This window comes from Agrococcus sp. Marseille-P2731, assembly GCF_900117395.1.
Lineage (GTDB): Bacteria > Actinomycetota > Actinomycetes > Actinomycetales > Microbacteriaceae > Agrococcus.
Genome location: NZ_FPEG01000003.1, coordinates 205,318 through 230,153 on the forward strand (window position 1 = coordinate 205,318; position 24,836 = coordinate 230,153).

Genomic DNA, 24,836 nt, shown 5'->3' on the forward strand with positions numbered 1-24,836 from the left:
CAGTGGCGGCGCCCGATGCGAGGAGCACAGCATGGCAATGACGCCCGGCACCAGGAACCGACGCTCGCTCGGAGCTCGCGTCAGGGGTCTCGACAAGACCCATTGGCTCTACATCTCCGTCATCATCGCCGTCGTCCTCGGCATCGCGGTCGGCCTCATCTCACCTGAGACCGGTGAGGCGCTCGCGCCCATCGGCAAGGGCTTCGTCGCACTCATCAAGATGATGATCGCGCCCGTCATCTTCTGCACCATCGTGGTCGGGATCGGCTCGATCGCGAAGGCGGCGACCGTCGGCAAGGTCGGCGGCCTCGCCCTCATCTACTTCCTCGTCATGTCGACCTTCGCGCTCGCGATCGGTCTGCTGGTCGGCAACTTCGTGCACCCGGGCGAGGGGCTCAACATCGCCGGCGCCACCTACGAGTCCGAGGGCGAGGCGGAGTCGACCACCGACTTCCTGCTCGGGATCATCCCCGTCACGCTGTTCTCCCCGCTCACGGGTGAGTCGGTGCTGCAGACGCTCTTCGTCGCCCTGCTGGTCGGCTTCGCCGTGCAGGCGATGGGCGAGCGCGGCAAGCCGATCCTCACCGTCGTGAAGCACCTGCAGGCGCTCGTCTTCCGCGTCCTGACGATGATCCTCTGGGTGGCGCCGCTCGGTGCCTTCGGCGCGATCGCCGGCGTCGTCGGCTCGACCGGATGGGGCGCCGTCGTGGCCCTGGCGACCCTGATGCTCGGGTTCTACGCCACCTGCGTGCTCTTCATCGTCGTCGTCCTCGGACTGCTGCTGAAGGTCGTCACGGGCATCAACATCTTCCGCCTGATGCAGTACCTGGGCCGCGAGTACCTGCTGATCGTCGGCACCTCGTCCTCCGAGTCGGCGCTGCCGCGCCTGATCGCGAAGCTCGAGCACGCGGGCGTCTCGAAGCCGGTCGTCGGCATCACGGTGCCGACGGGCTACTCGTTCAACCTCGACGGCACGGCGATCTACCTCACGATGGCGTCGCTGTTCATCTCGACCGCGATGGGCATGCCCATGTCGCTCCCCGAGCAGATCGGCCTGCTCGTGTTCATGATCATCGCGTCGAAGGGTGCCGCAGGCGTCACCGGCGCCGGCCTCGCCACGCTCGCGGGTGGACTGCAGACCTACCGTCCCGACCTCGTCGACGGCGTCGGCGTCATCGTCGGCATCGACCGCTTCATGTCGGAGGCGCGAGCGCTGACGAACTTCACGGGCAACGCCGTCGCCACGCTGCTCATCGGCACGTGGACGAAGGAGATCGACATGGAGCAGACGCGCGCGGTGCTCAGCGGGCAGCGACCCTTCGACGAGCGCACGATGCTCGCGGACGAGCACGGGGCGAGCGACGAGTCGAACGACCCGGCGGTGCCGGCAGCGGCAGGCGGCCCGGCCGAGGCCGGCGTGCCGCGCGACCTCGGGCCGCACGGCCAGCGCTGAGGCGGCTGTCGCAGCGCGAGAGCGACTGCCCGCGCAGCGCGTGGCCCGTGCCCCATCGGGGTGCGGGCCACGCGCCGCCTCACCGGGGCAGCAGCGCCCGCGCCCCCAGTCCGAGCGCGAGCCAGGCGGCTGCGCCCACGACGCCCTGCCAGGGCAGCGTCAGCACGACTCCGAGGCAGGCGACCACTCCCAGCCACGGGATCCAGACCGGCAGCCACAGGCGCTGCGCGCGGCCGCGCATCCGCATCGCCGCTACGTGGGCGATGGCGTAGTAGACGAGCACGCAGGTGGACGAGAAGGCCACCAGGCTGCCGGCCGGCAGGAGCAGCGCCGCCGCGATCGCCACGAGCGCGACGGCAGCCTCGGCGAGCACCGGGGTGCGCGTGCGCGCAGCGATGCGCGAGAGCGGCCCAGGCAGGTCGCGGTTCCGCGCCATCGCGAGCCCCGTGCGGCTCAGGCCCGCGAGGATGCCCATGAGCGAGCCGAGGCACGCGAGCGCGCCGGCGCCGAGCATGACGGCGTGCAGCGCCGGATGCCCGACGAGGTCGGCGAGCGGGGTCGCGGAGAAGATCAGGTCGGGCCCGAGCCGAGCGCTCGTGGCCCAAGCGACCGCTGCGTAGAGGGCGAGCACGACCGCGAGCGCCGCGACGATGGCGACCGGCAGGGTGCGGCGCGGCTCGCGCACCTCCTCGCCGAGGGTGGCCATGCGCGCGTAGCCGGCGAAGGCGAAGAACAGCATCCCAGCGGCCGTCAGCCATCCGAACGGGCCAGCCGCGCTGCCGCCGACGAGGCCGAAGTCGTCGGTGCCGCCCACGAAGCCGAAGTCGCCGCTCGGCAGCGCCGATGCGGGCGGCAGGAGCGCGAGCACGCCGTCCGGCTCCGCGGTCGGCGGCCCCGCCGCCGCCCAGCCGAGCGCGCCGGGCACCGCCACGAGGACCAGGGCGACGATGCCGGAGGAGACCCAGGCCGTCACTCGTACGCCGAGCATGTTGAGCGCGGCGAGCAGCGCGACGGCCGCCGCCGCGACCCAGCGCGCATGCTCGGGCCAGAGGTGCTGACCTGCGATGACCGCGATCGCGGCTGCGGAGGCGGTCTTGCCGGTCAGGAACATCCAACCGGCCGCGAAGCCGACCCGCTCCCCCACCTCGGCCCGACCGTAGGCGTAGGCACCGCCCGAGACGGGGTGCCGCATCGCGAGCTGCGCCGTCGAGAGGGCGTTCAGCACGGCGATGGCGGCCGCGAGCGCGACCGCCGCCGGCAGCATCGGGCCGGCGAGCAGCGCCGCCGGCGCCCACACGAAGAAGAGTCCGGCGCCGATCATCGCGCCGAGGCCGATGGCCACGGCACCGGGCACGCCGATGCGGCGCTCGAGCTGGGTCATGGCGTCGACGCTACCCGCGGGCGGTGAACGGGATGCGTCGGTGCTACCAGCCTCAGATGATGGGGCGCCCCTCGCGCTTCGCCTCGCGCAGCTCGCGGAAGAAGGAGCGCGCGATGACGAACAGCACGCCGGCGACGACGACGGGCCACATCAGGACGTAGATGGTGAGTGCGACGGTCATGGTCTCCTCGGTTCAGTCTCGGGCGCGCGCGGGCGCGCTGCTGGTCTCGTCGGGCGTCGCGCTCGGATCCGGCGCGCCATCGAAGTCCCCCGTGAGGTCCTTGATGGTCGAGAAGTCGAAGCGCTGCTTGGAGCGGAACGACAGCAGGTAGCACACCAGGAACGAGACCGCGTAGGCCACGAGCGATGCGGTGAGCACGACGTAGTCGCGCAGGAAGAACAGCGTGAAGGGCGCTGCTGCCAGCACCGCGACGATGCCGACGATCGTGCCGACCCGCAGGCCGAAGAACCCGAAGGCCATGATGCCGAGCACCACCCCGATGCCGATCGTGGCGAGCACCTCGATGGGGAGCGCGAGCACGCCGGTCAGCGAGACCCACTCGAAGCGCACCGGGATGAAGACGACGAGCGCGGCGATCACCGAGGCCGTGAACGCGAGGTTCGTGACCTTCTTCCAGTAGAACGAGGCGATCACGGGGAAGACGAGGCAGCCCCAGAGCGCGCCGACGAAGACCAGCAGATCGAGGATGTTGAACTGACTCGTCGCGAAGAAGAGCGCTGCTCCCGTGGCGACGATCATGCTGATGCGGCCGATGAGCAGCATCGTCTTGGGGTTCGCGCGCTCCTTGCCCACCGACTGGCCGTACACATCCGCCATCACGATCGACGAGAGCGCGGCGAGATCGGAGTCGGCTGTCGACGACAGCGCGCCGATGATCATGACGAAGGCGATCGCCAGCAGGATGAGCGGCAGGTAGCTCGCCGCCATCTGCGGGATGAGGTTGTTGACGTCGCCGGCGAGCGGCTGGACCCCGAGGTAGAGCGCCATGACGCCCAGCATGCCGACGCCGATCACCGTGGCACCGTAGCCGACGGTCGCGGTGATGAAGGTGGGCTTGATGAGATCCTCGCGCACGGCGAAGAGGCGCTGCGCGATCGTCTGGTTGCCGATGGCGTAGGCGAGCACCGCAGCGATGTAGGGCGCGCCCTGCTGCAGGAACGCGTCGGACGAGAAGAAGTCCTGCTGCTGCGCGGTCACGTTGCCTGCTGCGACCCCGGCCTCGAACAGGCCGGGGCCGCCCGCAGCGAAGAAGATGACGGGGATCACGACGATGGCGGCGCCGAGCATGCAGACGACCTGGGCGAAGTCGGTGAGCACGGAGGCGCGGAAGCCGGACCAGAGCGTGTAGAGCAGCACGCCGGCCGCGACGATGACGATGCCGGTGCCGAAGCTGAGCGGCGAGAGCATCGCGATGAGCGCACCGCCGGCGATGAAGTTGGAGGTCAGCGAGATGAGCGAGCCGAGCACGTTCGAGCCCGCGAGCATCAGCTGCGAGGAGCGGCCGTGCCGGGCGTACATCACCTCGGCGAGGGTGTGCGCCTTCGGTGCGACTGCGCGGATGCGCTTGCCGAAGGGGTAGATGAAGAGGATCATCAGCGCGCCCCAGAGCCCGTAGTGGATGGGGCCGGAGATGCCGTAGGTGTAGCCGGCGGTAGCCGAGGCGTACATCGAGGATGCCCATATCCAGGTGGCGGTCATCGACGCGGCCGAGATGCCGAAGCCGATCCGGTTGCCGGCGGTCATGTAGCCGTCGGCGTTCTCCTTCTTGCGGCCGATCCCGAAGGTCATCAGCAGCGTGCCGCCGTAGAAGACGACGAGCAGGATGATGACGGTCGCGATCCCGAGCTGGGCGATCTCCTGGGCGGGCGGCATGGGCTTCCTTCCGATCGGCGGTCTCGAGCAGCTGCGGGCGCGCCGGACGGCAGGCCTGACGGCGGGCCTCCCCGGGCCCGTTCCGCCCTCGCGGCGCAGCGCCCGAGGGTCTCTCGATGCGATGCCCGTGCGTCTTCTCGCGCGACTCGAACGGGCGCTCTCCGCACCGGTGCCGGCGGTCCGCCAGCACTTTCACACTGTCATGAACGGCGACGCATGGCCAATCGAGACGTCGGTCGCCGTCCCCCAGTCGGGTGTCAGCGGCGAGCGAGCTCGACCAGCACCTCAGCGTGGTCGGTGTGCGGGAACATGTCGAACGCTCGCGCCCTCACGGGCGCGAAGCCGGGCATCGCCGCGAGGTCGCGCGCGAGCGTCACCGGGTTGCAGCTCGAGTACACGACCCGCTGCACCGCGGAGGCGTCGAGCCGCCCGGCGAGCTCGCCGATGCCGCGTCGTGGCGGGTTCACGACGACGAGCTCCGGTGCCCGCGCGCCCTCGAGGTCGACGCTCGCGGCGTCGCCGACGGTGAACGACGCATCCGCCCCCATCGCCTCGGCGGTCTCGCGCGCGGCATCGATCGCCTCGGCGGTCACCTCGACGCCCGAGATCGGCCGTCCGGCGCGGGCGGCGTGCAGCGCGAAGCCGCCGACGCCGCAGTAGAGGTCGAGCATCGTCGCCGGGTCGGCCTCGTCGATCCAGGCGGTCGCCTGCCGGTAGAGGGCGGATGCGACGGCCGTGTTGGTCTGGAAGAAGCTGCGCGGGCGCAGCCGCAGCCCGATGCCGTTGACGCGCATCACGAGCACGCCGTCACCGGCGAGCAGCAGCTCGTCGTCGCCCTCGAGCACCGCCTTGTGCTCGGGCTGCAGGTTGGCGGAGACGCTCACGAGCGGCAAGTGGTCGAGCACGGCGAGGTGCTTGCGGATGCGCGGCAGCGACTCGCTCGAGCGAAGCACGATCCTGAGCGCCAGCTCGCCGTCGGGCGATGCGGTGAGGATGAGGTGCTTCAGCTCGCCGCGGCGGCTCGGCACGTCGTACGGCGTGAGACGCGCATCCCGCACCAACCGCTCGAGCGCGGGCATCGCATCGACGATCGGCTGCTCGTGGAGCGGGCACGCCTGGAGGTCGATGCCGGTGCCGTCGGCGGCGAGGATGCCGAGCGTCGGCGCCTCGACGGTGCCCGCGACGGCCATCTTGGCCTTGTTGCGGAACCCGCCGACGGCGCTGGCGTGCGGCGCATCCCACAGCATCGGCGGCAGCAGGGCCTCCATGCGCGCCTGCTGCTGGGCGAGCTGCACCTCGTAGGGGGTGGCGAGCAGCGTGCACGAGCGGCAGCGCCAGGCGTCGAAGTAGCCGCACGAGAGAGCGACGCTCGTCGTCACCCCGCTGTCAGCGCTCGTCGGTCGCTCCGCCGCGCCCCTCGATGGGGGCGGGCCCTCCGGCGTCCTCGATCTGCTCGGCGAGGAAGGCGTCGAGGATCTCGCTCCTCAGCCCGTCGACCCTCGCCCGGAGCCGCTTGAGATCCGCCTTGGCGCTGCCGGGGCCGAGCAGCTCCAGCGCGTGCTCGAGCCCGGTGAGCGAGGCCGCCCACCTGTCGGCGCGAGCGCGCTCGGCGTTGTCGTCCGCGCTGCGGCGCAGATACTCGACCTGCTCGCGCATCGCCTTCAGGCTCTGGCGCATGGCGTCCGAGCTCGGCCCGCTGGAGCGCAGCAGCCGCCGCACCTGCTGCTGCACGTTGGCCGCGACCTCCGGGTTGCTGCTGAGCCACGCCAGCACCACGGGGCCGTACTTCGGCGCGTTCGAGCCGATGAAGCGGAGCGCGGGGACGAGCCACGGGGGCATTGGCACGGTGGACCTCAGATCGTCGGAACGCTACGCGGCCCCGTCGAAGAGGCTCGTGACCGAGCCGTCCTCGAAGACCTCGGTGATGGCGCGCGCGAGCAGCGGCGCGATCGAGAGCACCTCGAGCTTCTCGAAGCGCTGGTCCTCGCCGAGCGGCAGGGTGTCGGTCACGACCACCTTGTCGATCGCCGCGGAGTTCAGGATCTCGGACGCCGGGTTCGAGAAGATCGCGTGCGTCGCGGCGACGATCACGTTCGTCGCCCCACTGGCCTTGAGGGCCTCCGCCGCCTTCACGATCGTGCGGCCGGTGTCGATCATGTCGTCCACGAGCAGGCAGGTGCGGCCCTCGACCGTGCCGACGATCTCGTGCACCGAGACCTGGTTCGGCACCAGCGGGTCGCGCCGCTTGTGGATGATCGCGAGCGGCGCGCCGAGCTTGTCGCTCCAGACGTCCGCGACGCGCACGCGCCCCATGTCGGGCGAGACGACCGTGAGGGTCTCGGGATCGACCGTGTGCTTGAAGTGCTCGAGCAGCACCGGCATCGCGAACAGGTGGTCGAAGGGCCCGTCGAAGAAGCCCTGGATCTGCGAGGCGTGGATGTCGATCGACATGATGCGATCCGCGCCTGCGGTCTTGAACAGGTCAGCGATGAGGCGCGCCGAGATGGGCTCGCGGCCGCGACCCTTCTTGTCCTGGCGGGAGTAGGGGTAGTACGGCATGACGACCGTGATGCGCTTCGCCGAGGCGCGCTTGAGGGCGTCGACCATGATGAGCTGCTCCATGAGCCACTCGTTCACAGGGCGGCAGTAGGACTGCAGGATGAACGCGTCGGAACCGCGCACCGAGCCCTCGAAGCGGGCGTAGATCTCGCCGTTCGCGAAGGTGCGGCTGTCGACGTCCATGAGGTCGGTGCCGATCTCGGCAGCGACGGCGCTCGCGAGCTGCGGGTGCGAGCGGCCCGTCGCCAGGACGAGGTGCTTGCGGTTCTTCGCGACGATCGATCCCACTCGGGTGCCTCCTAGGCGTCAGGTGCCTCGTGCTGCGCCGCCGCTGCTGCGTCGGCTGCCTTCGATCCGGGACGATTCGCGGCGACCCAGCCCGTCATGTTGCGCTGCGGTGCGACGGAGATCGCCAGCGCGCCGGCTTCGACCTCCTTGCGGATGACTGCGCCGGCTCCGGTCTTCGCGCCTGCACCAATCGTAACGGGCGCGACGAAGCTGTTGTGGACGCCGGTCTGCACCTGATCGCCGATCTGCGTGCGGTGCTTGGCGACCCCGTCGTAGTTCGCGGTGATCGCGCCGCCGCCGATGTTGACGCCGTCGCCGATCGTCGCATCGCCGATGTAGGAGAGGTGCGGCACCTTGCTGCCCGCGCCGATCTGCGAGTTCTTCGTCTCGACGAACGTGCCGATCTTGCCGCCCTCGCCGATCACCGAGTTCGGGCGCAGGTAAGCCCAGGGGCCGACGGATGCGCGGGCGCCGATGACCGACAGGGTCGCGTCGGTGCGCTTCACGATCGCGTCCACCCCCACCTCGGTGTCGACGAGGGTCGTGTCGGGGCCGATCGTCGCGCCAGCGGCGACGACGGTGGCGCCGTGCAGCTGCGAACCGGGCAGGATCGTGACGTCCTCGCCGAGCGTCACGTCGACGTCGATCCAGGTCGACGCCGGGTCGGCGATCGTGACGCCCGCTCGCTGCCAGCGGCGGATGATGCGGTCGTTGAGCTCGTGCGCGGCGGCGGCGAGCTGCACGCGGTCGTTGATGCCCCAGATCGCCCAGGTGTCGGCGGCGGGGACGGCCTGGATGCGCCCGCCCGTCGCCTGGATCCGAACCGCCGCATCCGTCAGGTACATCTCGCCCTGCGCGTTGTCGCGGTCGATGGTGGAGAGCGCCGCTCGCAGCGCGGTCGCGTCGAAGACGTAGATGCCGCCGTTGACCTCGTCGATGGCGCGCTCAGCCTCGCTCGCGTCCTTCTGCTCGACGATGCGCACGAAGGCGCCTGCCTCGTCGCGCACGATGCGACCGAGCCCGGTCGGGTCGGGCAGGTGCGCCGACAGCAGCGTCAGCTGGTTGCCCTCGCGCTCGTGGCGCTCGATGAGGTGGCCGAGCGTGTCGGCGTCGATGAGCGGCACGTCGCCGGAGAGCACGACCACGTGGCCGTCGAAGCCCGCGAGCGCGTCGAGGCCCTGCTCGACGGCGCGGCCGGTGCCGGGTACGTCGTCCTGGTCGGCGATCAGGACGTGCGGGGCGAACTCGAGCACGGCGGCGGCCATGCGCTCGCGCTCGTGGCGCACGACGGTGACGATGCGCTCGGGGTGCAGCTCGCCAGCAGTGCTGAGCACGTGCGCGATGAGCGGCTTGCCTGCGAGCGGGTGGAGCGGCTTGGGCGTGCGGCTCTTCATGCGGGTGCCCGCGCCAGCGGCGAGGACGATGACGGCGACCTGAGGCACGCTCTCTCCCATCGGATGCGTTCGATTTCCCCCAGGCTACTCGCGCGCAGGGGGCGGCCCCTGCCGACCCCGCCAGCCGTCGCGAGCGCCACGCACCATCGCGCGGGCGTTGCGGATGCGCGGCGCGACGAACGCGGTCATGCGGGCGAGCTTGAAGAGCATGCGGGGCACATCCTGCGCCGTCCAGACGGGAGGGGTGCCGTGGCGCCGCCAGAGGGCGACGCGGTTGCGGGTCATCATGTAGAGCCGCAGCGGCGAGTGGACGAACATCGAGCCGCCGCCGGGGAGGCGGACGAGCTCGTCACCGATGGTGTGCAGCATGCGAGCGTCGGCCACGCCGACGAGCTGCAGGCCGGCTGCCTTCGCGCGGAAGCACCACTCCATGTCGACGCTGTCGATGAAGAGCCCCTCGTCGAAGGGGCCGGCCGCGGCGATCGCCGTGAGCGGGATGAGCGAGCCCGAGGAGATCAGGAAGTCGGCGTCCACGTCGCCGCCGGGCGCCGCGTGCAGCTTGCGGTTGAGCGGGAAGCCGAAGCGCACGAAGGGCGCCCGCTCACCGCTGCGGGCGTCGACGAAGGTGGGGCCGACCGCGCCGAGGGGGCCGCGGGCTGCTCGGGCGTCGGCGTGCCGCAGCAGGGCGTCGACGCAGCCCTCGTCGAGCTGGGAGTCCTGGTCGAGCAGCAGCACGGAGCGCGCGCCGCGCTCCGCGGCGATGGCGGCGGCGCGGTTGTAGGCGGCGCCCAGGCCCACGTTCGTGGCCGAGCGCTCGACCTCGACGCCGGCCGGCAGGGCGACGCGTTCAGACCAGTGCTCGCCGTCGAGCAGCGGCGTGTCGTTGTCGAGCACCACGAGGGTGCCGACCTGCGCCGCAGCGCGCTCGAGCACGTCGCCGATCGCGGCCTCATCGGGCCGGAAGGTCACGGCGACGGCGACGACGTCGGCGGCGGTCGAGGGCATGCCCCCATCCTGCCCCCTCTCGCTGCCAACGCGGGGGCGCTGCGCCGACTAGCCTGGTAGGCGCGATCCGCCATGGTGTAACGGCAGCACAGCGGCCTTTGGAGCCGTTTGTCCAGGTTCGAATCCTGGTGGCGGAGCAGACGACCCCCCGCTGGCTGAGGAGCGCGCGGCGCAGCCGCACGCGTCTCGAAGCCCCCACCCTTCGACACGCTCAGCGCCTGCAGCGCGGAGCGGCTCAGGGAGCACCCGCCGCGAGTGCGAGACTGGCTGCATGGCCGCGCACCGCGACGACGTCGATCGCATCATGGAGCAGTGGATGCACGTGCGCCCCGACGCCGACGTCTCGCCGCTCGACGTGCTGAGCCGCATGACGCGCATCTCGCGGCAGCTCGGGCGCGTGCGCGCCGAGGCGTTCCAGCAGGCGGGGCTCGAGCCCTGGCAGTGGGATGTGCTCGCGGCGCTGCGCCGTCAGGACGGCCCGCTGAGCCCGAAGGACCTCATCGCGCAGACCATGGTGACGAGCGGCACGATGACGAACCGCATCGACAACCTCGTCGCATCCGGCCTCGTCGAGCGCGTCGCGGGGTCGGCCGACCGTCGCGTGCGCCTCGTCGCGCTCACCGACGAGGGCATCGACCGCGTCGACGTCGCCCTCGACGCGCTGCTCGAGGCCGAGCGGCGGCTGCTGCGCGACATCCCAGCCGACGATCAGGCGCGCCTGGCCGAGCTGCTGCGCGTACTGGCTGGCGCGATGCTCTGAGCGGGTCTCGTGACGCGAGCGGCTGCGCCGCGCGCTCCTCGACCTACGGACGAACGAGCGTGGGCTAGTAGCGGTAGTGCTCCGGCTTGAAGGGGCCCTCGACCGGCACGCCGATGTAGGCGGCCTGCTCGGGCCGCAGCGTCGTGAGCCGCGCGCCGAGCGCATCGAGGTGCAGGCGCGCGACCTCCTCGTCGAGCACCTTCGGCAGGCGGAAGACGCCGAGCTCGTAGTCCTCGGTCGCGAGCTCGATCTGCGCCAGCACCTGGTTCGAGAACGAGTTCGACATCACGAACGACGGATGCCCGGTGGCGTTGCCGAGGTTCATGAGCCGCCCCTCGGAGAGCACGAGGATCGCCCGGCCGGAGGCGAAGCGCCACTCGTGCACCTGCGGCTTGATCTCGATGCGCTCGGCGCCCGAGCGCTCGAGGGCAGCGATGTCGATCTCGTTGTCGAAGTGGCCGACGTTCGCGACGATCGCGAGGTGCTTCATCGACTCGAGGTGCTCGAGCGTGATGACGTGCTCGTTGCCGGTCGTCGTGACCCAGATGTCGGCGCTGTCGAGGGCGTCCTCGACGCGCGCGACCTGGAAGCCGTCCATCGCCGCCTGCAGCGCGCAGATCGGGTCGACCTCGCTCACGATCACGCGCGCGCCCTGCCCGCGCAGCGCCTCCGCCGCACCCTTGCCGACGTCGCCGTAGCCGACCACGAAGGCGGTCTTGCCGCCGATCAGCACGTCGGTCGCGCGGTTGATGCCGTCGGGCAGCGAGTGGCGGATGCCGTAGCGGTTGTCGAACTTCGACTTCGTGACGGAGTCGTTGACGTTGATGGCGGGGAAGAGCAGCCGCGACTCGGCGAACAGCTGCTCGAGGCGGTGCACGCCGGTCGTGGTCTCCTCGGTCACGCCGCGCAGCTGCTCGGCGATGCGCGTCCAGCGCTGGTCGTCGTCGGCGAGCGTGCGGCCGATGAGCGCGTCGATCACCCGCAGCTCCTCCGGGGCGCCCTCGGGCGTGACCGGCGCGGCTCCGGCGAGCTCCGCATCCCGGCCCCGGTGCACGAGCATCGTGGCGTCGCCACCGTCGTCGAGGATCAGCGTGGGGCCGCCCGCGAAGTCGAAGATGCGGTTGGTGCAGGCCCAGTACTCCTCGAGCGTCTCGCCCTTCCAGGCGAAGACCGGCACGCCGTTCGGCGCCTCGGGGGTGCCGTCGCCGACGGCGATCGCCGCGGCCGCCTCATCCTGCGTCGAGAAGATGTTGCAGCTCGCCCAGCGCACCTCGGCGCCGAGCGCCACGAGGGTCTCGATCAGCACCGCCGTCTGCACGGTCATGTGGAGGCTGCCCGCGATGCGCTGGCCCGCGAGCGGCTGCTCTGCGGCGTAGCGCCGACGCAGCTCCATCAGGCCGGGCATCTCGTGCTCCGCGAGGCGGATCTGGTGGCGGCCCGCCTCGGCGAGGCCGAGGTCGCGCACGTGGTGCTCGAGGATGCGGGGTGCGGTGTCGGTCATGTCGTCCATCCTCGCACCTGCGCGGCTCGCGCGGCCGTCTCGCTGCCGGTCGCGTACGATCGCTCCGCGTGACCATCGACCGCAGCAGCGTGCACGGGCGGGAGCGGTGACCGCCGCGGTCCCCGCGCAGCGCACCCATCGCAAGGACATCCAGGGCCTGCGCGCGATCGCCGTGCTCGCCGTGGTCGCGTGGCACCTCGACCCGCGCGCGCTGCCGGGCGGCTTCGCCGGCGTCGACGTCTTCTTCGTCGTCTCGGGCTTCCTCATGACGCGCTGGCTCGTCGAGCGGCACACGCTCGACCGCGCAGCGCTCGCCGACTTCTGGGCCCGGCGCTGCCGCCGCATCCTGCCCGCCGCGACCCTCGTGCTGCTCGTCACACTCGTCGCCGGATGGATCGTGCTCCCGGCGACGCGCAGGCCAGAGCTGTCGTTCGACGCGCTCTGGTCGGCGCTCTACGTCGTGAACCTCCACTTCGCGCAGGGCTCGACCGACTACCTGCAGAGCTTCGCCTCGCCATCGCCCTTCCAGCACTACTGGTCGCTCGCGGTCGAGGAGCAGTTCTACCTGCTGTGGCCGCTGCTCATGGCCGCTGCTGCCGTCGCCGCCGCGCGCTGGCGTCGCAGCCGGCGCCTCCTCTCCGGCGCGATCGTCGTGCTCGTGATCATCGCCTCGGCGGTCGCGTCGATCGTCTGGACGGCCACCGATCCCGCCTCCGCCTACTTCACGACCCCCACCCGGCTCTGGGAGCTCGCGCTCGGCGGCCTCGTAGCCGTCGTGCCTGCCCTCCGCGGGCGCGCGGCGGGGCCCGTTGCGCTCACGGGCGTCCTCGCCGCGGTCGCCTCCTTCGCGGTGCTGCACGGCTCCACGCCGTTCCCGGGCGTCGCGGCGTGGTGGCCGACGCTCGCGACGGCGCTCGTGCTCTGGGCTGGCGGGGGCGGCGACGAGCTCGTGCGCCGCAGCCTCGTGCACCGCGCGCTCGCGATCCGCCCCGTGCAGTGGGTCGGCGCGATCTCCTACTCGGTCTACCTCTGGCACTGGCCGGTCATCGTGCTGGCCAACCCCTACGACAAGGACACGACGCTGCTCTCCTGGCGCACCGTCCTGATCGTCGCGGTGACGCTGGTGCTCGCGTGGCTGACGTGGCGGCTCGTCGAGGAGCCGCTGCGCTCTCGCTCACCCCGCGTGCCGTGGGCGAGCGTGCGCGGCGGCATCCTGCTCGGCGCCGCCTGCCTCGCGACCACCGTGCTCGTCGTCGGCGCAGCAGCCACCGCCGCTCCCTCGCTCGCGCAGGTGCCCGACTACCCGGGCCCGGCAGCCACGGCCGGCGGCGCCCGGTCGATCCCCGCAGGCGCGACGGCGGATGCGGTCGCCGGCCGGCCGGTGACCGGGTACGTCCCGGCGCCCGAGGACCTGCACGCCGACCTCCCCGCGTCCTATGCCGACGGCTGCCACGTGCAGGCGGAGGTGGCAGAGCCCGTCGAGTGCCGCTGGGGTGACGACGGCCCGCTCGTGGTCGTCGTCGGCGACTCGCACGCGACCCAGTGGGTGCCGACCGCGGAGGCGCTCGCCGAGGAGCACGGCTGGCGCGTGCTCGCGATGACGAAGGCCGGGTGCCCGTTCACCGCGAGCGAGGTGGCGATGTCCGGCAGCGGCGTCCCCTACTCGGCATGCATGCAGTGGAACGCGGCGGTCGCAGCGGTGCTCGAGCGCGAGCAGCCGGCGCTCGTCATCACCAGCAACGCGCCCACCGTCGCCTGGGACGGCGGCGTCGTGCCCGACGAGGGCGCGGATGCGTCGCTCGGCACCGGCATGGCGACCGCGTGGGGTGCGGTGCTCGACCGCGGCGCGCGCGTGGCGGTCATGCGAGACACGCCCGCCGCCGGCTTCTCGATCGACGACTGCGTGCGCGAAGAGCCGCAGTCGCTCGGCACCTGCGAGTTCGACCGCGGCCCCGCGCTCGAGCGGGCGGGCACCGGTCAGGAGGAAGCCGCGAGGCTCGAGCCCCGCGCCGCCCTCATCGACCTCAACGACGCCATCTGCGGCAGCAGCACGTGCTACCCCGTCATCGACGGCGTCGTCGTCTTCCGAGACGCAGGCCACCTGACCGGCAGCTACGCGCGAACCCTGGCCGACCACCTCGAGCGCGAGCTCGAGGCGGCCGACGTGATGCCGACCGAGCGCTGACGCGGCTCAGGAGCCGCGCGACTCCTCGGCGATCGCGTCGATGTGCGCGTCCAGCGCCTCGTGCTGGTCGAGCGGCGCGAAGCCGGTGGCGCGGATGCGCGAGAGGTCGAGCACGCTCTGCTTCGGGCGCGGCGCGATGCCCTCCTTGCCGGCGTAGTAGGCCTCTGTCGACACGGGGGTGACGCGGCTCGGCTCGTGCCCGAGGCGCGCGAACACCCGCTGCGCGATGTCGGCCCAGCTGACCGGGTCGCCGTCGTTGCTGAGGTTGTAGGTGCCGTGCGGAGCGCCCGAGGCGAGCAGGTGGTCGATGCCGCGCGCCAGCTCGGAGGCGAACGTGAGCCTGCCCACCTGGTCGCTGACGACCGAGGGGTCGATGCCGCGCTCGGCGAGCCCCGCCATGATCGAGACGAAGTTCTTGCCGTCGCCGACCACCCACGAGGTGCGCAGGACGTAGTGCTTGCGCGTCGCCTCGACGGCGAGGTCGCCCGCGGCCTTCGACTGGCCGTAGACGCCGAGCGGGCTGAGCGGCTCGTCCTCGCCGTGGAGCGCGCTCGTGCCGTCGAAGACGTAGTCGCTGGAGACGTGCACGAGCGTGAGGCCGTGCGCGGTCGCGATGGCGGCGAGCCTCGCGGGCGCGGTCGCGTTGACCGCCCAGGCGTCGCGGCGACCCTCGTCGGTCTCCGCCGCATCCACCGCCGTGTAGGCGGCGGCGTTGACGATCGTGCCGTACGACGACCAGCGGATGCCCTCGAGCGTCTCCGGCCGTGCGAGGTCGATGCGGTCGCGGCCCGCGAACTCGACGTCGGTGCGGCCGGCCCACTGCGCGCGCAGCGCCCGGCCGAGCTGGCCGTTCGCGCCGATCACGAGGGTCGTGCGCGGCGGCATGGGGGTGACGTCGGCGAGCGTCGGGTGCGCGCGGTCCTTGTCGGAGAGCTCGGCCTGCTCGAGCGGGATCGGCCAGGCGATCGCCGCCGTCGGGTCGGCGAGGTTGAGGAAGGTGTACTCACCCTGCGCCTCGGCCGACCAGTGGTCGTTGACGAGGTAGGTGTAGGCGGTGTCTGGCTCGAGGGCCTGGAAGGCGTTGCCGACGCCGCGCGGCACGAACACGGCGACCGAGGCGTCGATCTCGATCGTGAACGTCGCCCCGAAGGAGGGGCCCTCGCGCAGGTCGACCCACGCGCCGAAGACGCGGCCGGAGGCGACCGAGATGTACTTGTCCCACGGCTCGGCGTGGATGCCGCGGGTCACGCCCGGCTGCGCGTTGAACGAGATGTTGTTCTGCACCGGCCCGAAGTCGGGCAGGCCCAGCGCCAGCTGCTTCTCGCGCTGCCAGTTCTCCTTGAACCAGCCGCGGTTGTCGCCGTGCACCGGCAGGTCGATGACCAGGAACCCCGGGATCGGCGTCTCGCGCACCCGCAGCTGCTTGCCCGTCTCCAGCTCTCCCATGCGGATCAGTGCCCGGCCTGCGCGTACTTGGCCTCTGCTGCGGCCTTCTGCGGGCGCCACCACGCCTCGTTGGCGCGGTACCAGTCGATGGTGTCGCGCAGCCCCGCCTCGAAGTCGGTGAACGCGGGCTCCCAGCCCAGCTCGTCGCGCAGCTTCGTCGCGTCGATCGCGTAGCGCATGTCGTGGCCAGGGCGGTCCGTCACGTGGTCGAAGGCGTCGGCCTCCTGCCCCATCATCGTCAGGATCGCCTGCACGACCTCGAGGTTGTTCTTCTCGCCGTCGGCGCCGATGAGGTAGGTCTCGCCAGAGCGGCCAGCCTCGAGGATCCGCAGCACCGCCGAGGAGTGGTCGTCGGCGTGGATCCAGTCGCGCACGTTCTCGCCCGCGCCGTAGAGCCGCGGCCGCACGCCGTCGATCACGTTCGTGATCTGCCGCGGGATGAACTTCTCGACGTGCTGGCGAGGGCCGTAGTTGTTCGAGCAGTTCGAGATCGTCGCCTCGAGGCCGAACGAGCGCACCCAGGCGCGCACGAGCAGGTCCGAGCCCGCCTTCGTCGACGAGTAGGGGCTGGAGGGGTTGTAGGGCGTCTCGGGCGTGAACTTCGCCGGGTCGTCGAGCTCGAGGTCGCCGTAGACCTCGTCGGTCGAGATGTGGTGGAAGCGCTTCGCGTGGCGGCGCGCGGCCTCGAGCAGCGTGAACGTGCCGATCAGGTTGGTCTGGACGAAGGGCGAGGGGTCCGAGAGCGAGTTGTCGTTGTGCGACTCCGCGGCGTAGTGCACCACCGCATCCGCCTCTGCCACCAGGCCATCGACCACCTCGGGGTCGGCGATGTCGCCCACCACGAGCCGCACGCGGTCCTCTGGCAGCCCCTCGAGCGTCGCAGGGTCGCCGGCGTACGTCAGCTTGTCGAGCACGACGATGTCGTGCTCGGTGTTGGCGATGGCGTAGTGGACGAAGTTCGAACCGATGAAGCCGGCGCCGCCGGTCACGAGGAGCTTGCTCATGGCACCCAGCGTAGTGGCGGTGCAGCGGCGCTCTCGCGGTGGGTGGCGCCCTCCAGCGCCGAGTGGCGCCTCCCGGCGTTGAGTGGCGCCTCCCAGCGCTGACTGGCGACTCCCGGCGCCGAGTGACGCCTCCCAGCGCTGACTGGCGGCTCCCAGCGCTGACTGGGGCCTCCCGGCGCCGAGTGACGCCTCCCAGCGCCGAGTGGCGCCTCCCAGCGCTGACTGGCGCCTCGGGCGCGCAGGGATGCCGCGCCAGCGGCAGATGTGGAGGGCGCCACTCATACGCGCGAAGCGCCACTCACACGCGCGAAGCGCCACTCACACGCGGGAAGCGCCACTCAGGCGCCGGAGGCGCCACTCAGGCGCGCGAAGCGCCACTCAGGCGCCGGAGGCGCCAGTCGGGGCGCGGTCAGCGCTCGAAGCCGTCCACGAACTCTCTCAGCCAGGCGCGCAGGCCCGGGCCGAGGTCCTCGCGCTCGACGGCGAGCTGCACGTTGGCCTTGATGTAGTCGAGCCTGTCGCCCGTGTCGTAGCGGCGGCCGCGGAACACCACGCCGTGGAGCCCGCCGAACACCTCGTCGTCCGCCATCGTCAGCAGCGCATCCGTCAGCTGGATCTCACCCCCGCGACCCGGCTCCGTCTGCTCCAGCACCGGGTAGATCTCCGGCTTCAGCACATAGCGGCCCACGACCGCCAGGTTCGACGGCGCCGTCCCCGGCTCCGGCTTCTCCACCAGACCCCGCACCCGCACCACGTCATCCTCATCGGTCGCCTCGACCGTCGCGATGCCGTACAGGTGCGCCTGCGCAGGATCGACCTCCATCAGCGCCACCACGCACGAATCCTTCGCGTCGTGCACCTGCAGCATCCGCTCCAGCAGCATGTCCCGGCCGTCGATGATGTCATCGCCCAGCAGCACCGCGAACGAGTCACCGCCCACGTGATCGCGCGAGCGCAGCACCGCGTGCCCCAGCCCCTTCGGATCCCCCTGCCGCACGTAGTGCACGTTCGCCAGATCCGTCGACTCCGCCACCCGCGACAGCTTCTGCGCGTCGCCCTTGCTCGTCAGGATCATCTCGAGCTCCGTCGCCCGATCGAAGTGGTTCTCCAGCGCGTTCTTGTTGCGGCCCGTCACGAACAGCACGTCCTGCAGCCCCGCCCGCACCGCCTCCTCCACCACGTACTGGATCGCCGGCTTGTCGACCACCGGCAGCATCTCCTTCGGCAGCGCCTTCGTCGCCGGCAAGAAGCGAGTACCGAGCCCCGCAGCGGGGATCACGGCCTTGGTCACGGAGTGCGGCATGAGGGAAAGGCTACTTCGGACGGCCGGGCGTCCAGCGCATCGCCGCGCGGGCCCGGTGCGGCGCTCCTTCAGGCGCGGATGAGCGCCAGGACCTCGTCGCGGATCGCCACCATGGCGGCCTCGGTCTCGCCCTCTGCGTTCAGCCGCAGCAGCGGCTCGGTGTTCGAGGGGCGCACCGAGAACCACCAGTCGCCGCCGGGCGCGGTCACCGTCAGCCCGTCGAGCTCGTCGAAGTCGCCCCGGCCAGCGAATGCCTCGACGACGCGCGTGTAGGCGGCCGGCACGTCGGCGACGGTCGAGTTGATCTCGCCCGAGGCGAAGTAGGGAGAGTAGCGCGCGCCGAGCCGCGACATCGGCTCGTCGCCCGCGCCGAGCGTCGCGAGCACGTGCATCGCCGCGAGCATGCCGTTGTCGGCGCCCCAGAAGTCGCGGAAGTAGTAATGGGCCGAGTGCTCGCCGCCGAAGACCGCGCCCGTCTCGGCCATGCGGTCCTTGATGAGCGAGTGCCCGACGCGCGTCCGCACGGGCGTGGCCCCGGATGCGCGGATCACCTCGGGGACGACGCGGCTCGTGATGAGGTTGTGCAGCACCACGACGTCGGTCTCCCCGGCCGCCCGCACGCGTCCGATCTCGCGCTCGGCCACGATCGCAGCGATCGCCGAGGGCGACACCGGCTCGCCGCGCTCGTCGATCACGAAGCAGCGGTCGGCGTCGCCGTCGAAGGCGAGGCCGATGTCGGCGCCGTGCTCGACCACGGCGGCCTGCAGGTCGACGAGGTTCTTGGGGTCGAGCGGATTCGCCTCGTGGTTCGGGAAGGTGCCGTCGAGCTCGAAGTACATCGGCACGATCTCGATCGGCAGCGCCGGCAGCCCCGCGGCCGTGCCGAGCACCGCCGGCACCGTCATGCCGCCCATGCCGTTCGCCGCATCCACCACGACCCGCAGGGGCCGGATGCCGCCGAGGTCGACGAGGCCGCGCAGGTGCGCCGAGTAGCCGGCGAGGATGTCGCGCTCGACCAGCTCGCCGTACCGCTCGGCCTCGGTCAGGCCGCCGTCGAGGTAGCGCTGCGCGCCGTCGCGGATCGCGGCGAGGCCGGTGTCGAGGCTGACGCCCCTGGCGCCCGCGCGCGAGAACTTGATGCCGTTGTAGGCGGCGGGGTTGTGGGATGCGGTGAACATCATCGCGGGCGCGTCGAGCGAGCCCGAGGCGAAGTAGGTGCCGTCGGTGGAGCAGAGCCCGATCAGCACGACGTCGGCGCCTCGGCGGCGCGCGCCGTCGGCGGCGGCGGTGGCGAGCTCCGGGGACGAGGGGCGCATGTCGTGCCCGATGACGATCGGGGCGTCGCCGCCCACCTCGTCGGCGAAGGCCGCACCGAGCGCGCGCACCACCTCGGCGGTCAGCTGCCCGTCGACGAGCCCCCGCACGTCGTACGCCTTCACGATGTCGGTCAGCGCCATGGCTTCCCCCTCCACATTCGACGCGGGCCTCAGCGGCTCGCGTGCCCCGGCTCGTATCGCACGACCTGCCAGCCAGAGGGCCCCGCGTGCCGGTCGGCGTGCGGCGAGCACAGGTCGTAGCTGCCCTCGATGGCGCCCTGCCTGGTCGCCGGCTGCAGCGGGCCGACGACGAGCAGCTGGGCTGCGTAGTCGACGGTGACGGTGCGGTCGGCGTACCGGCGGCAGCCGGGTCGCGAGCACGTCCTGTCTGCGCCGAGGCTGTCGCCGCTGCGGTCGAGGCTGGAGTCCATCCGACCCAGGCTAGTGGCGGCGAGGGCGGGCGCCGACGCGCGACACGTAGGATGTCGGCATGCCCGCCCGCACGCGCTCCCGCGGATCCCGGCACGGCCGTGACATCCGCTCCTCGGTGGCGGGCCCCGTCCTCCCCTTCCTCTCGTCGAGGGAGACGCGCTTCGAGGACGTCGCGGCGGACGCCGCCGACTACGTGGTCTCGCTGTGGCCGGCCGAGCTCGGTGACGTGCGCTTCCAGTGGGCGGACATGCCGCCCGGCGCCCTGGCGGACCGCGTCGACGAGGTGCCCGAGTGGGCGATCGACACCGCCCGGCGCACGATCACGATCTTCCGGCTGCCGCTGCAGCGCCTGCCGCGCGTGCACATCGACGATCCCTGGCACCGCCAGGTCGCCATCGAGGGCGCCGTCTTCCGGGCCGCGGCCGAGCTCATCGGGCGCGACCCGTGGGAGGTCGCCCCGGACCGCTGGCGCCACCACTGAGCCAGCCCGCCGCTGCGGCCGTCGGCGCTGCGGCTAGTGGAGCACCCGCACGCCCTCGGCGGCCGGCCCCTGCGGGCTCGCCGTGAAGCCGCCCGCCTCGCTCGCGCTGCGGTAGGCGACGGCGACGACGAGCTGCTCGCCGGCGACCTCGACCGATCCGCTGTCGACCCGCTGCTCGTGCACGCCGCCGGCCGGCAGCTGCACCATCGCGCCGTCGACCGTGATCTCCTGCGCCTCGGCTGCCGCGCTCACGATGTGCAGCGTCGCTCCCGGGCCACCGGGCACGGCGATCGCCGAGGTGCCCGAGCGCGGCTGACCGCCGGCCACCCAGTCGAAGTCGAGGCCCTCGCCCGCGATCGCGACCGTGCGCGCCCCCGCGACGACCGGCGCATCCGCCTCGACCCTGATCGCCAGCGTGCCGATCGGCAGCTCCTCGAGCGGGAAGTCGGTCACGCGACCAGCCTCGAGCGATCCGGCCGACTCGATCGTGGCGCCGTCGTCGGACTGGAAGACGATGCGCACGGGGCCGCCGGTGGGCGAGAGCAGGCGCAGCACCGGCACCGTGTCGTCGTAGCCCTCCTGCGTCTCCAGGCCCGTGGGCTCGGAGACCGTGACGCCCGGCAGCACCGCGGTGTCGAGCGCCGGCACGGGATCGATGACCTCGAAGCCGCCGCGCTCGAGCCCACGCGTCGTCACCTGCTGCAGGTGCGCCGCCACCGGGGCGCCGACGGCGGAGACCTGCACCACGACATCCGGCACGTCAGGCGCGATCGCAGCGAGGTCGAGCGCGACCTCGGTGCCGGCCTGCACGGCGATGCCGGTCGAGCCGACCGACGACACCTGGCCCTCGGCACCGTAGACCGTGACGTCGACGCTCGCGGCGACGTCGGATGCGTTGGCGATCGTCAGCACCGCCTGCCGTCCGGTGCGCGTCGAGCCGCCGACGAGCCACTGCTCGAGGCGCGGCTCGGCGCACTCGCTCGCGGCGTAGCCGCGCGCAGCCTCGGAGTCGAGCTCGAGCGACTGCGCCGCCGAGAGCGCGGACGCCTCGTCGCTCTGCACGACGGCCTCGCCACCGGGCTGCGCACCGTCGCCCGAGCCGGCGATCTCGACCCGGTCCTGCGCGACCTCGCCGCCGAGGCTGCCGACCGCGACCTCCGGCTCTGCGAGCGACGCGACGGCGAGCGCATCCGCGCCGTCAGCGGTGCCGATCCGCAGGGCGGGACCGGCGCACAGCCGCGACTGCAGCGGCGATGCCGGCTGCACGAGCGAGCTCGGCGCCTCGGCCTCGACCCGCGCGTCCTGCGGCACGGCGCCCGCCGCGAGCACCGCTCCGAGGCCGAGGGCCGCAGCAGCAGCGCCCGCGAGCGCTCGGAGCCCCCAGCGCACGAGGTCGCGGCGCTCGGCTCGTCGACCGGCCTCCGCGGCCTCGTTCGCGGCGGCCTCGCGGTCGGTCAGGGTGACGTCGCTCGCGATGTCGCCGGTGGGCTCGGCCTGGGCCTCGACCGCGAGCTCCTCCGGGGCGGGCCGGTGCTCGCGCGGCTGCTCGCCGTCGGGGATGGGCGAGGGGTCGTCGAACTGCTGCGAGTCGTCGAGCGGCTCCAGCTCGCTGTCACGATCGCTCATCGCCACTCCCCCGATCCTTCGAGCCGGCGCGTGCGGCCGCGCGCACCGCGCCGCAGCGAGGGCAGCGCCGTCACCACGGCGCCGGCGAGCGCGATCAGCTGCCCCAGCAGCAGCCAGCCGGCCCACGCGGGCCGCTCGGGCGGCGTCGCGCCACCCCCGTCGATGCGCTGCCACAGCAGCCCGGCCTCGGTCTGCCCGATCGCCTGCAGGTCGCCGCGAGCGTCGAGGGAGCGCTGCGCGCGATCGTGCAGGTCGGCGCCACCCTCGCGCTCCTGCTCGAGCAGCACGAAGCGCAGGCCTTGGGCATCGAGCAGGCTCGCGATGTCGGCGTCGCCGCCGGACGTCATGTCGACGGCCGCCTGCGCCAGCGCCTCCTCGTCCTCGCTCGGCGCGTCGCGCACGAGCTCGGCGGTCGAGACGCGATCGAGCGTCGTGCCGGTGCCGCGCTCGACGTCGACGCCGAGCGTCGCGTCGGCGAGCGGCAGCAGCACGAGCGTGCCGATCCCCGGCTCCTCGGTCGCCGCGGCCTCGACGAAGGCCGGCATCCGCCGCTCGGGCCCGGCGATGACGGTCGCGGGCGTCAGGAACGACGTCGCCACCACGGGCACCGCGGCGACGACCGCGACGAGCGCCACGAGGCCGCCGGGCACGGCGCCGCGGCGGTCGTCGACCTCGACGGCGACGACCGCGAGGGCGATGAGCGCCGCGAGGCACAGCGAAGCCCCGGTGCCCGCCCACACCGTCACCGGCTGCCCCTCGAGCGACGTCAGCGCGAGCCGCGTCGACGCGATGGCGGTCGCGTAGCCCGCGAGCAGGAGCACGACCCACGGCCAGGCCCGCGAGGGCCGCAGCACGACACCCGCCAGCGCGGCGAGCGCGAGCGGCACCAGCAGCCCGAGCGCGAACCACGCGCCGTCGACACCCGGCGCGAGCCAGGCGATCACGCCGTCGAGGGAGGCGAACGTGCTGTCGGGCGCGAGCAGAGCCGCCTCGACAGCGGTGGGCGGCAGCGACGCCCTCGGCACGCCCGGGTCGGCGAGTGCGGCGAGCGGGGAGCCTGCGAGCCACCGATCGACGACCACCGGAGCCATGAGCGCGGCGGCGGGGACGAGCGTGACGATCGGGCGGAGGAGGGCGCGCCAGCCGACCGCGGCCGCGAGCAGGGCGAGCAGCACCATGGCCGGCAGGAGCACCGGCGCGCCCGCGACCACGATCGCGACGGGGATCGCGGCGGCGCCGGCAGCCCGCCAGGAGTCCGAAGCCCGCAGCACCCCGCCGACGGCGAGCGGCAGTGCGAGGTGCGCGATGACCGCGCCGAGCCGACCCTCGGCGACGCTCATGAGGAGCAGCGGCGACAGCGCCCAGACCGCGGCCGCCACCGCCGGCGCCCACCGCGAGGTGGTCATCCGTCGCACGGCGAAGAACGCGGTGACCGAGGCGATCGCCGGCGCGAGGAAGAGCAGCAGCACGACGGCGGCGGATGGGCTCCAGGGCGTGAGCGAGCCCAGCAGCGCCAGCAGCAGCACGAAGGGATCGGCTGCGCCCGTCACCTCGCCGAGCGCGTCGCGGCTGCCTGCGAGGGCGTTCGACCACAGCTCGCCGAGCGACGAGGAGAGCGGCAGGAGCGAGCCGCCGGTGGCGGCGCCCGCGGCGATGAGCTGCGGTGAGAGCACGATCCCGACGACGACCGCGAGCGCCGTGACCCACAGCCCCGCGCCCTCCACGAATCCGACCCGCTCGTCGACCGCGACCTGCATCCGCTCGGGATCGCCGAGGGCCCTGCGCTGCGACCGCACGGTGCGCCACGAGGCGCGCAGCGGGCGCAGCGAGCGCCAGCCGACCCGCCGCACCGCTGCGATGCGCCGCCGTGCGCGCGCGGTGGAGGGCAGGGCGACGAGGGCGGTGAGCGTCGCGCGCCACTCGGAGAGCACCGCGGCCGGTCGCTTCGCCACCAGGTGCACGACGGTGCGCACGAGACCGGTCGGCAGCAGCAGCAGCCAGTGCAGGAGCAGGGCGAGGGGATGCGCGTAGGCGAGCCGGCGATGCAGCTGCGCACGCCGGGCGATCGCGACCCGCTGGGCGTCGCTGACCGAGCGGGCGGCGAAGTGCTCCGGCCCGCCCGCGCGACGCACCTTCGCGCGCGGCTCGACCGCGACGCGGTGGCCGGCGAGGCGCACGCGCACGCCGAGGTCGAGGCCCGCGTCGATCGAGCGGAGCACGGGGTCGAACCCGCCCACCGCTGCGTACACGTCGCGGCGCACCAGCAGGCCGGTCTCGGCAACGCCGAGGCGGTCGCTGTCGTCGTCGTGCTGGCCCTGGTCGAGCTCGCCCTCGTGCAGCAGCAGGCTGCGCCCGAGCGGTGTCACGGTCTGGCCGAACTCCGAGAACCGGTCCGGCTCATCCGCCCGCATGACCTTCGGCCCCACGAGCACGACGCTCGGGTGCGACTCGACGTGCGCGAGCAGCGCCTGCAGGGCGCGCGGATGCGGCGTCGCGTCGTGCGCGAGCAGCCAGAGCCAGTCACCGGCCTCAGCGTCCGGCAGGGAGGCGACGCCCCTGGAGATCAGCTCGCCGTAGGGCAGTCGGGGCGCGACGACCACGCTGTGCGCGCCGGAGGACTCGAGCAGGGCGCGCGTGTCATCCTTCGAGCCGCCGTCGACGGCGAGCAGCCGCTCTGGCGCGACGGTCTGCGCGTCGACCGCCTCGAGCGTCGCCGGCAGATATGCGGCACCGCTGCTGGCCGCGAGCACGGCGAAGACCCTCGGATGCACTCGGCAAGGCTAGGTGCGCAGGCGCGGCCCGGCTCGC

The 24,836-nt window shown here is 72.6% G+C and carries 20 protein-coding genes and 1 tRNA gene; 5 read left to right on the plus strand and 16 right to left on the minus strand.

Features of this window, described 5'->3' with window-relative positions; genetic code table 11:
* Positions 1–31 precede the first annotated feature (31 nt).
* Complete coding sequence (locus tag BQ6202_RS09195; RefSeq protein WP_072314187.1) at positions 32–1,453, plus strand: cation:dicarboxylate symporter family transporter; 1,422 nt, start codon at positions 32–34, stop codon at positions 1,451–1,453.
* Positions 1,454–1,532: 79 nt separating this feature from the next.
* On the opposite strand, the gene BQ6202_RS09200 is transcribed toward BQ6202_RS09195, so the two are convergent.
* The 8 genes from BQ6202_RS09200 to BQ6202_RS09230 all read right to left on the minus strand — a co-directional run bounded on the left by BQ6202_RS09200 (position 1,533) and on the right by BQ6202_RS09230 (position 9,974).
* A complete protein-coding gene (locus BQ6202_RS09200; protein ID WP_072314188.1) occupies positions 1,533–2,834 on the minus strand; it encodes an APC family permease in 1,302 nt (433 codons plus the stop codon).
* Between the two features lie 52 nt (positions 2,835–2,886).
* Positions 2,887–3,015, minus strand: coding sequence for a putative transporter small subunit (locus BQ6202_RS15130; protein WP_234946175.1), 129 nt, complete (start codon positions 3,013–3,015; stop codon positions 2,887–2,889).
* A 12-nt stretch (positions 3,016–3,027) separates the two neighbouring features.
* Entirely contained in the window at positions 3,028–4,728 is a 1,701-nt protein-coding gene (locus tag BQ6202_RS09205) for a sodium:solute symporter family protein (protein WP_072314189.1), read from the minus strand.
* Positions 4,729–4,985: 257 nt separating this feature from the next.
* Positions 4,986–6,107 carry a methyltransferase domain-containing protein gene (locus tag BQ6202_RS09210; protein ID WP_072314190.1) on the minus strand — a complete coding sequence of 374 codons (1,122 nt, stop codon included), beginning with the start codon at positions 6,105–6,107 and terminating at the stop codon, positions 4,986–4,988.
* Between the two features lie 7 nt (positions 6,108–6,114).
* On the minus strand, positions 6,115–6,573 hold the full coding sequence (locus tag BQ6202_RS09215) for a hypothetical protein (protein WP_143143706.1): 459 nt from the start codon (positions 6,571–6,573) through the stop codon (positions 6,115–6,117).
* Between the two features lie 24 nt (positions 6,574–6,597).
* Positions 6,598–7,575 (minus strand): ribose-phosphate diphosphokinase, encoded by a 978-nt coding sequence (locus BQ6202_RS09220; protein WP_072314192.1) that lies wholly within the window; start codon positions 7,573–7,575, stop codon positions 6,598–6,600.
* Between the two features lie 11 nt (positions 7,576–7,586).
* Entirely contained in the window at positions 7,587–9,029 is a 1,443-nt protein-coding gene (gene glmU, locus BQ6202_RS09225; protein WP_072314193.1) for a bifunctional UDP-N-acetylglucosamine diphosphorylase/glucosamine-1-phosphate N-acetyltransferase GlmU, read from the minus strand.
* 24 nt (positions 9,030–9,053) lie between these two features.
* The gene (locus BQ6202_RS09230) at positions 9,054–9,974 is read right to left on the minus strand and encodes a glycosyltransferase family 2 protein (RefSeq protein WP_072314194.1); all 921 of its coding nucleotides are present in this window, start codon (positions 9,972–9,974) and stop codon (positions 9,054–9,056) included.
* A 66-nt stretch (positions 9,975–10,040) separates the two neighbouring features.
* Between BQ6202_RS09230 and BQ6202_RS09235 the strand changes: the two genes are divergently transcribed.
* Both BQ6202_RS09235 and BQ6202_RS09240 read left to right on the plus strand, forming a co-directional pair.
* A tRNA-Gln gene (locus BQ6202_RS09235) sits at positions 10,041–10,111 on the plus strand.
* Between the two features lie 134 nt (positions 10,112–10,245).
* The gene (locus BQ6202_RS09240; RefSeq protein WP_072314195.1) at positions 10,246–10,734 is read left to right on the plus strand and encodes a MarR family winged helix-turn-helix transcriptional regulator; all 489 of its coding nucleotides are present in this window, start codon (positions 10,246–10,248) and stop codon (positions 10,732–10,734) included.
* A 64-nt stretch (positions 10,735–10,798) separates the two neighbouring features.
* On the opposite strand, the gene ahcY is transcribed toward BQ6202_RS09240, so the two are convergent.
* Complete coding sequence (gene ahcY / locus BQ6202_RS09245) at positions 10,799–12,235, minus strand: adenosylhomocysteinase (RefSeq protein ID WP_072314196.1); 1,437 nt, start codon at positions 12,233–12,235, stop codon at positions 10,799–10,801.
* 106 nt (positions 12,236–12,341) lie between these two features.
* Between ahcY and BQ6202_RS09250 the strand changes: the two genes are divergently transcribed.
* Positions 12,342–14,420 (plus strand): acyltransferase family protein, encoded by a 2,079-nt coding sequence (locus tag BQ6202_RS09250; protein ID WP_159433635.1) that lies wholly within the window; start codon positions 12,342–12,344, stop codon positions 14,418–14,420.
* A 6-nt stretch (positions 14,421–14,426) separates the two neighbouring features.
* Here BQ6202_RS09250 and BQ6202_RS09255 read toward each other — a convergent pair whose 3' ends face one another.
* From BQ6202_RS09255 to BQ6202_RS09275, 5 genes are all read right to left on the minus strand, one after another.
* Positions 14,427–15,866 (minus strand): sugar nucleotide-binding protein, encoded by a 1,440-nt coding sequence (locus BQ6202_RS09255; protein WP_072314197.1) that lies wholly within the window; start codon positions 15,864–15,866, stop codon positions 14,427–14,429.
* Positions 15,867–15,871: 5 nt separating this feature from the next.
* The gene (gene rfbB / locus BQ6202_RS09260; RefSeq protein ID WP_072314198.1) at positions 15,872–16,870 is read right to left on the minus strand and encodes a dTDP-glucose 4,6-dehydratase; all 999 of its coding nucleotides are present in this window, start codon (positions 16,868–16,870) and stop codon (positions 15,872–15,874) included.
* A gap of 409 nt (positions 16,871–17,279) precedes the next feature.
* Positions 17,280–18,173, minus strand: a complete 894-nt coding sequence (gene galU / locus BQ6202_RS09265) for a UTP--glucose-1-phosphate uridylyltransferase GalU (protein WP_072314199.1) — start codon at positions 18,171–18,173, stop codon at positions 17,280–17,282.
* Positions 18,174–18,241: 68 nt separating this feature from the next.
* Positions 18,242–19,630, minus strand: a complete 1,389-nt coding sequence (locus BQ6202_RS09270; RefSeq protein WP_072314200.1) for a phosphomannomutase/phosphoglucomutase — start codon at positions 19,628–19,630, stop codon at positions 18,242–18,244.
* A 29-nt stretch (positions 19,631–19,659) separates the two neighbouring features.
* Positions 19,660–19,920, minus strand: coding sequence for a DUF3499 family protein (locus tag BQ6202_RS09275; RefSeq protein ID WP_072314201.1), 261 nt, complete (start codon positions 19,918–19,920; stop codon positions 19,660–19,662).
* Between the two features lie 59 nt (positions 19,921–19,979).
* Between BQ6202_RS09275 and BQ6202_RS09280 the strand changes: the two genes are divergently transcribed.
* Positions 19,980–20,402: a hypothetical protein gene (locus BQ6202_RS09280; protein WP_072314202.1), complete on the plus strand. Its 423-nt coding sequence runs from the start codon at positions 19,980–19,982 to the stop codon at positions 20,400–20,402.
* Positions 20,403–20,435: 33 nt separating this feature from the next.
* Here the strand turns inward: BQ6202_RS09280 and BQ6202_RS09285 are convergent, their stop codons facing one another.
* Both BQ6202_RS09285 and BQ6202_RS09290 read right to left on the minus strand, forming a co-directional pair.
* A complete protein-coding gene (locus BQ6202_RS09285) occupies positions 20,436–22,028 on the minus strand; it encodes a DUF5719 family protein (RefSeq protein WP_143143707.1) in 1,593 nt (530 codons plus the stop codon).
* Positions 22,025–24,799 (minus strand): glycosyltransferase, encoded by a 2,775-nt coding sequence (locus BQ6202_RS09290; protein ID WP_072314204.1) that lies wholly within the window; start codon positions 24,797–24,799, stop codon positions 22,025–22,027. Before BQ6202_RS09290 ends, BQ6202_RS09285 begins: the two co-directional genes overlap by 4 nt.
* Positions 24,800–24,836: the final 37 nt, after the last annotated feature.

Coding starts and splice junctions, on each gene's coding strand:
- BQ6202_RS09195 (WP_072314187.1), top strand. CDS start 32: ATGGCAATGACGCCCGGCACCAGGAACCGACGCTCGCTCGGAGCTCGC.
- BQ6202_RS09200 (WP_072314188.1), bottom strand. CDS start 2,834: ATGACCCAGCTCGAGCGCCGCATCGGCGTGCCCGGTGCCGTGGCCATC.
- BQ6202_RS15130 (WP_234946175.1), bottom strand. CDS start 3,015: ATGACCGTCGCACTCACCATCTACGTCCTGATGTGGCCCGTCGTCGTC.
- BQ6202_RS09205 (WP_072314189.1), bottom strand. CDS start 4,728: ATGCCGCCCGCCCAGGAGATCGCCCAGCTCGGGATCGCGACCGTCATC.
- glmU (WP_072314193.1), bottom strand. CDS start 9,029: ATGGGAGAGAGCGTGCCTCAGGTCGCCGTCATCGTCCTCGCCGCTGGC.
- BQ6202_RS09230 (WP_072314194.1), bottom strand. CDS start 9,974: ATGCCCTCGACCGCCGCCGACGTCGTCGCCGTCGCCGTGACCTTCCGG.
- BQ6202_RS09240 (WP_072314195.1), top strand. CDS start 10,246: ATGGCCGCGCACCGCGACGACGTCGATCGCATCATGGAGCAGTGGATG.
- ahcY (WP_072314196.1), bottom strand. CDS start 12,235: ATGACCGACACCGCACCCCGCATCCTCGAGCACCACGTGCGCGACCTC.
- BQ6202_RS09255 (WP_072314197.1), bottom strand. CDS start 15,866: ATGGGAGAGCTGGAGACGGGCAAGCAGCTGCGGGTGCGCGAGACGCCG.
- rfbB (WP_072314198.1), bottom strand. CDS start 16,870: ATGAGCAAGCTCCTCGTGACCGGCGGCGCCGGCTTCATCGGTTCGAAC.
- galU (WP_072314199.1), bottom strand. CDS start 18,173: ATGCCGCACTCCGTGACCAAGGCCGTGATCCCCGCTGCGGGGCTCGGT.
- BQ6202_RS09270 (WP_072314200.1), bottom strand. CDS start 19,630: ATGGCGCTGACCGACATCGTGAAGGCGTACGACGTGCGGGGGCTCGTC.
- BQ6202_RS09275 (WP_072314201.1), bottom strand. CDS start 19,920: ATGGACTCCAGCCTCGACCGCAGCGGCGACAGCCTCGGCGCAGACAGG.
- BQ6202_RS09280 (WP_072314202.1), top strand. CDS start 19,980: ATGCCCGCCCGCACGCGCTCCCGCGGATCCCGGCACGGCCGTGACATC.
- BQ6202_RS09285 (WP_143143707.1), bottom strand. CDS start 22,028: ATGAGCGATCGTGACAGCGAGCTGGAGCCGCTCGACGACTCGCAGCAG.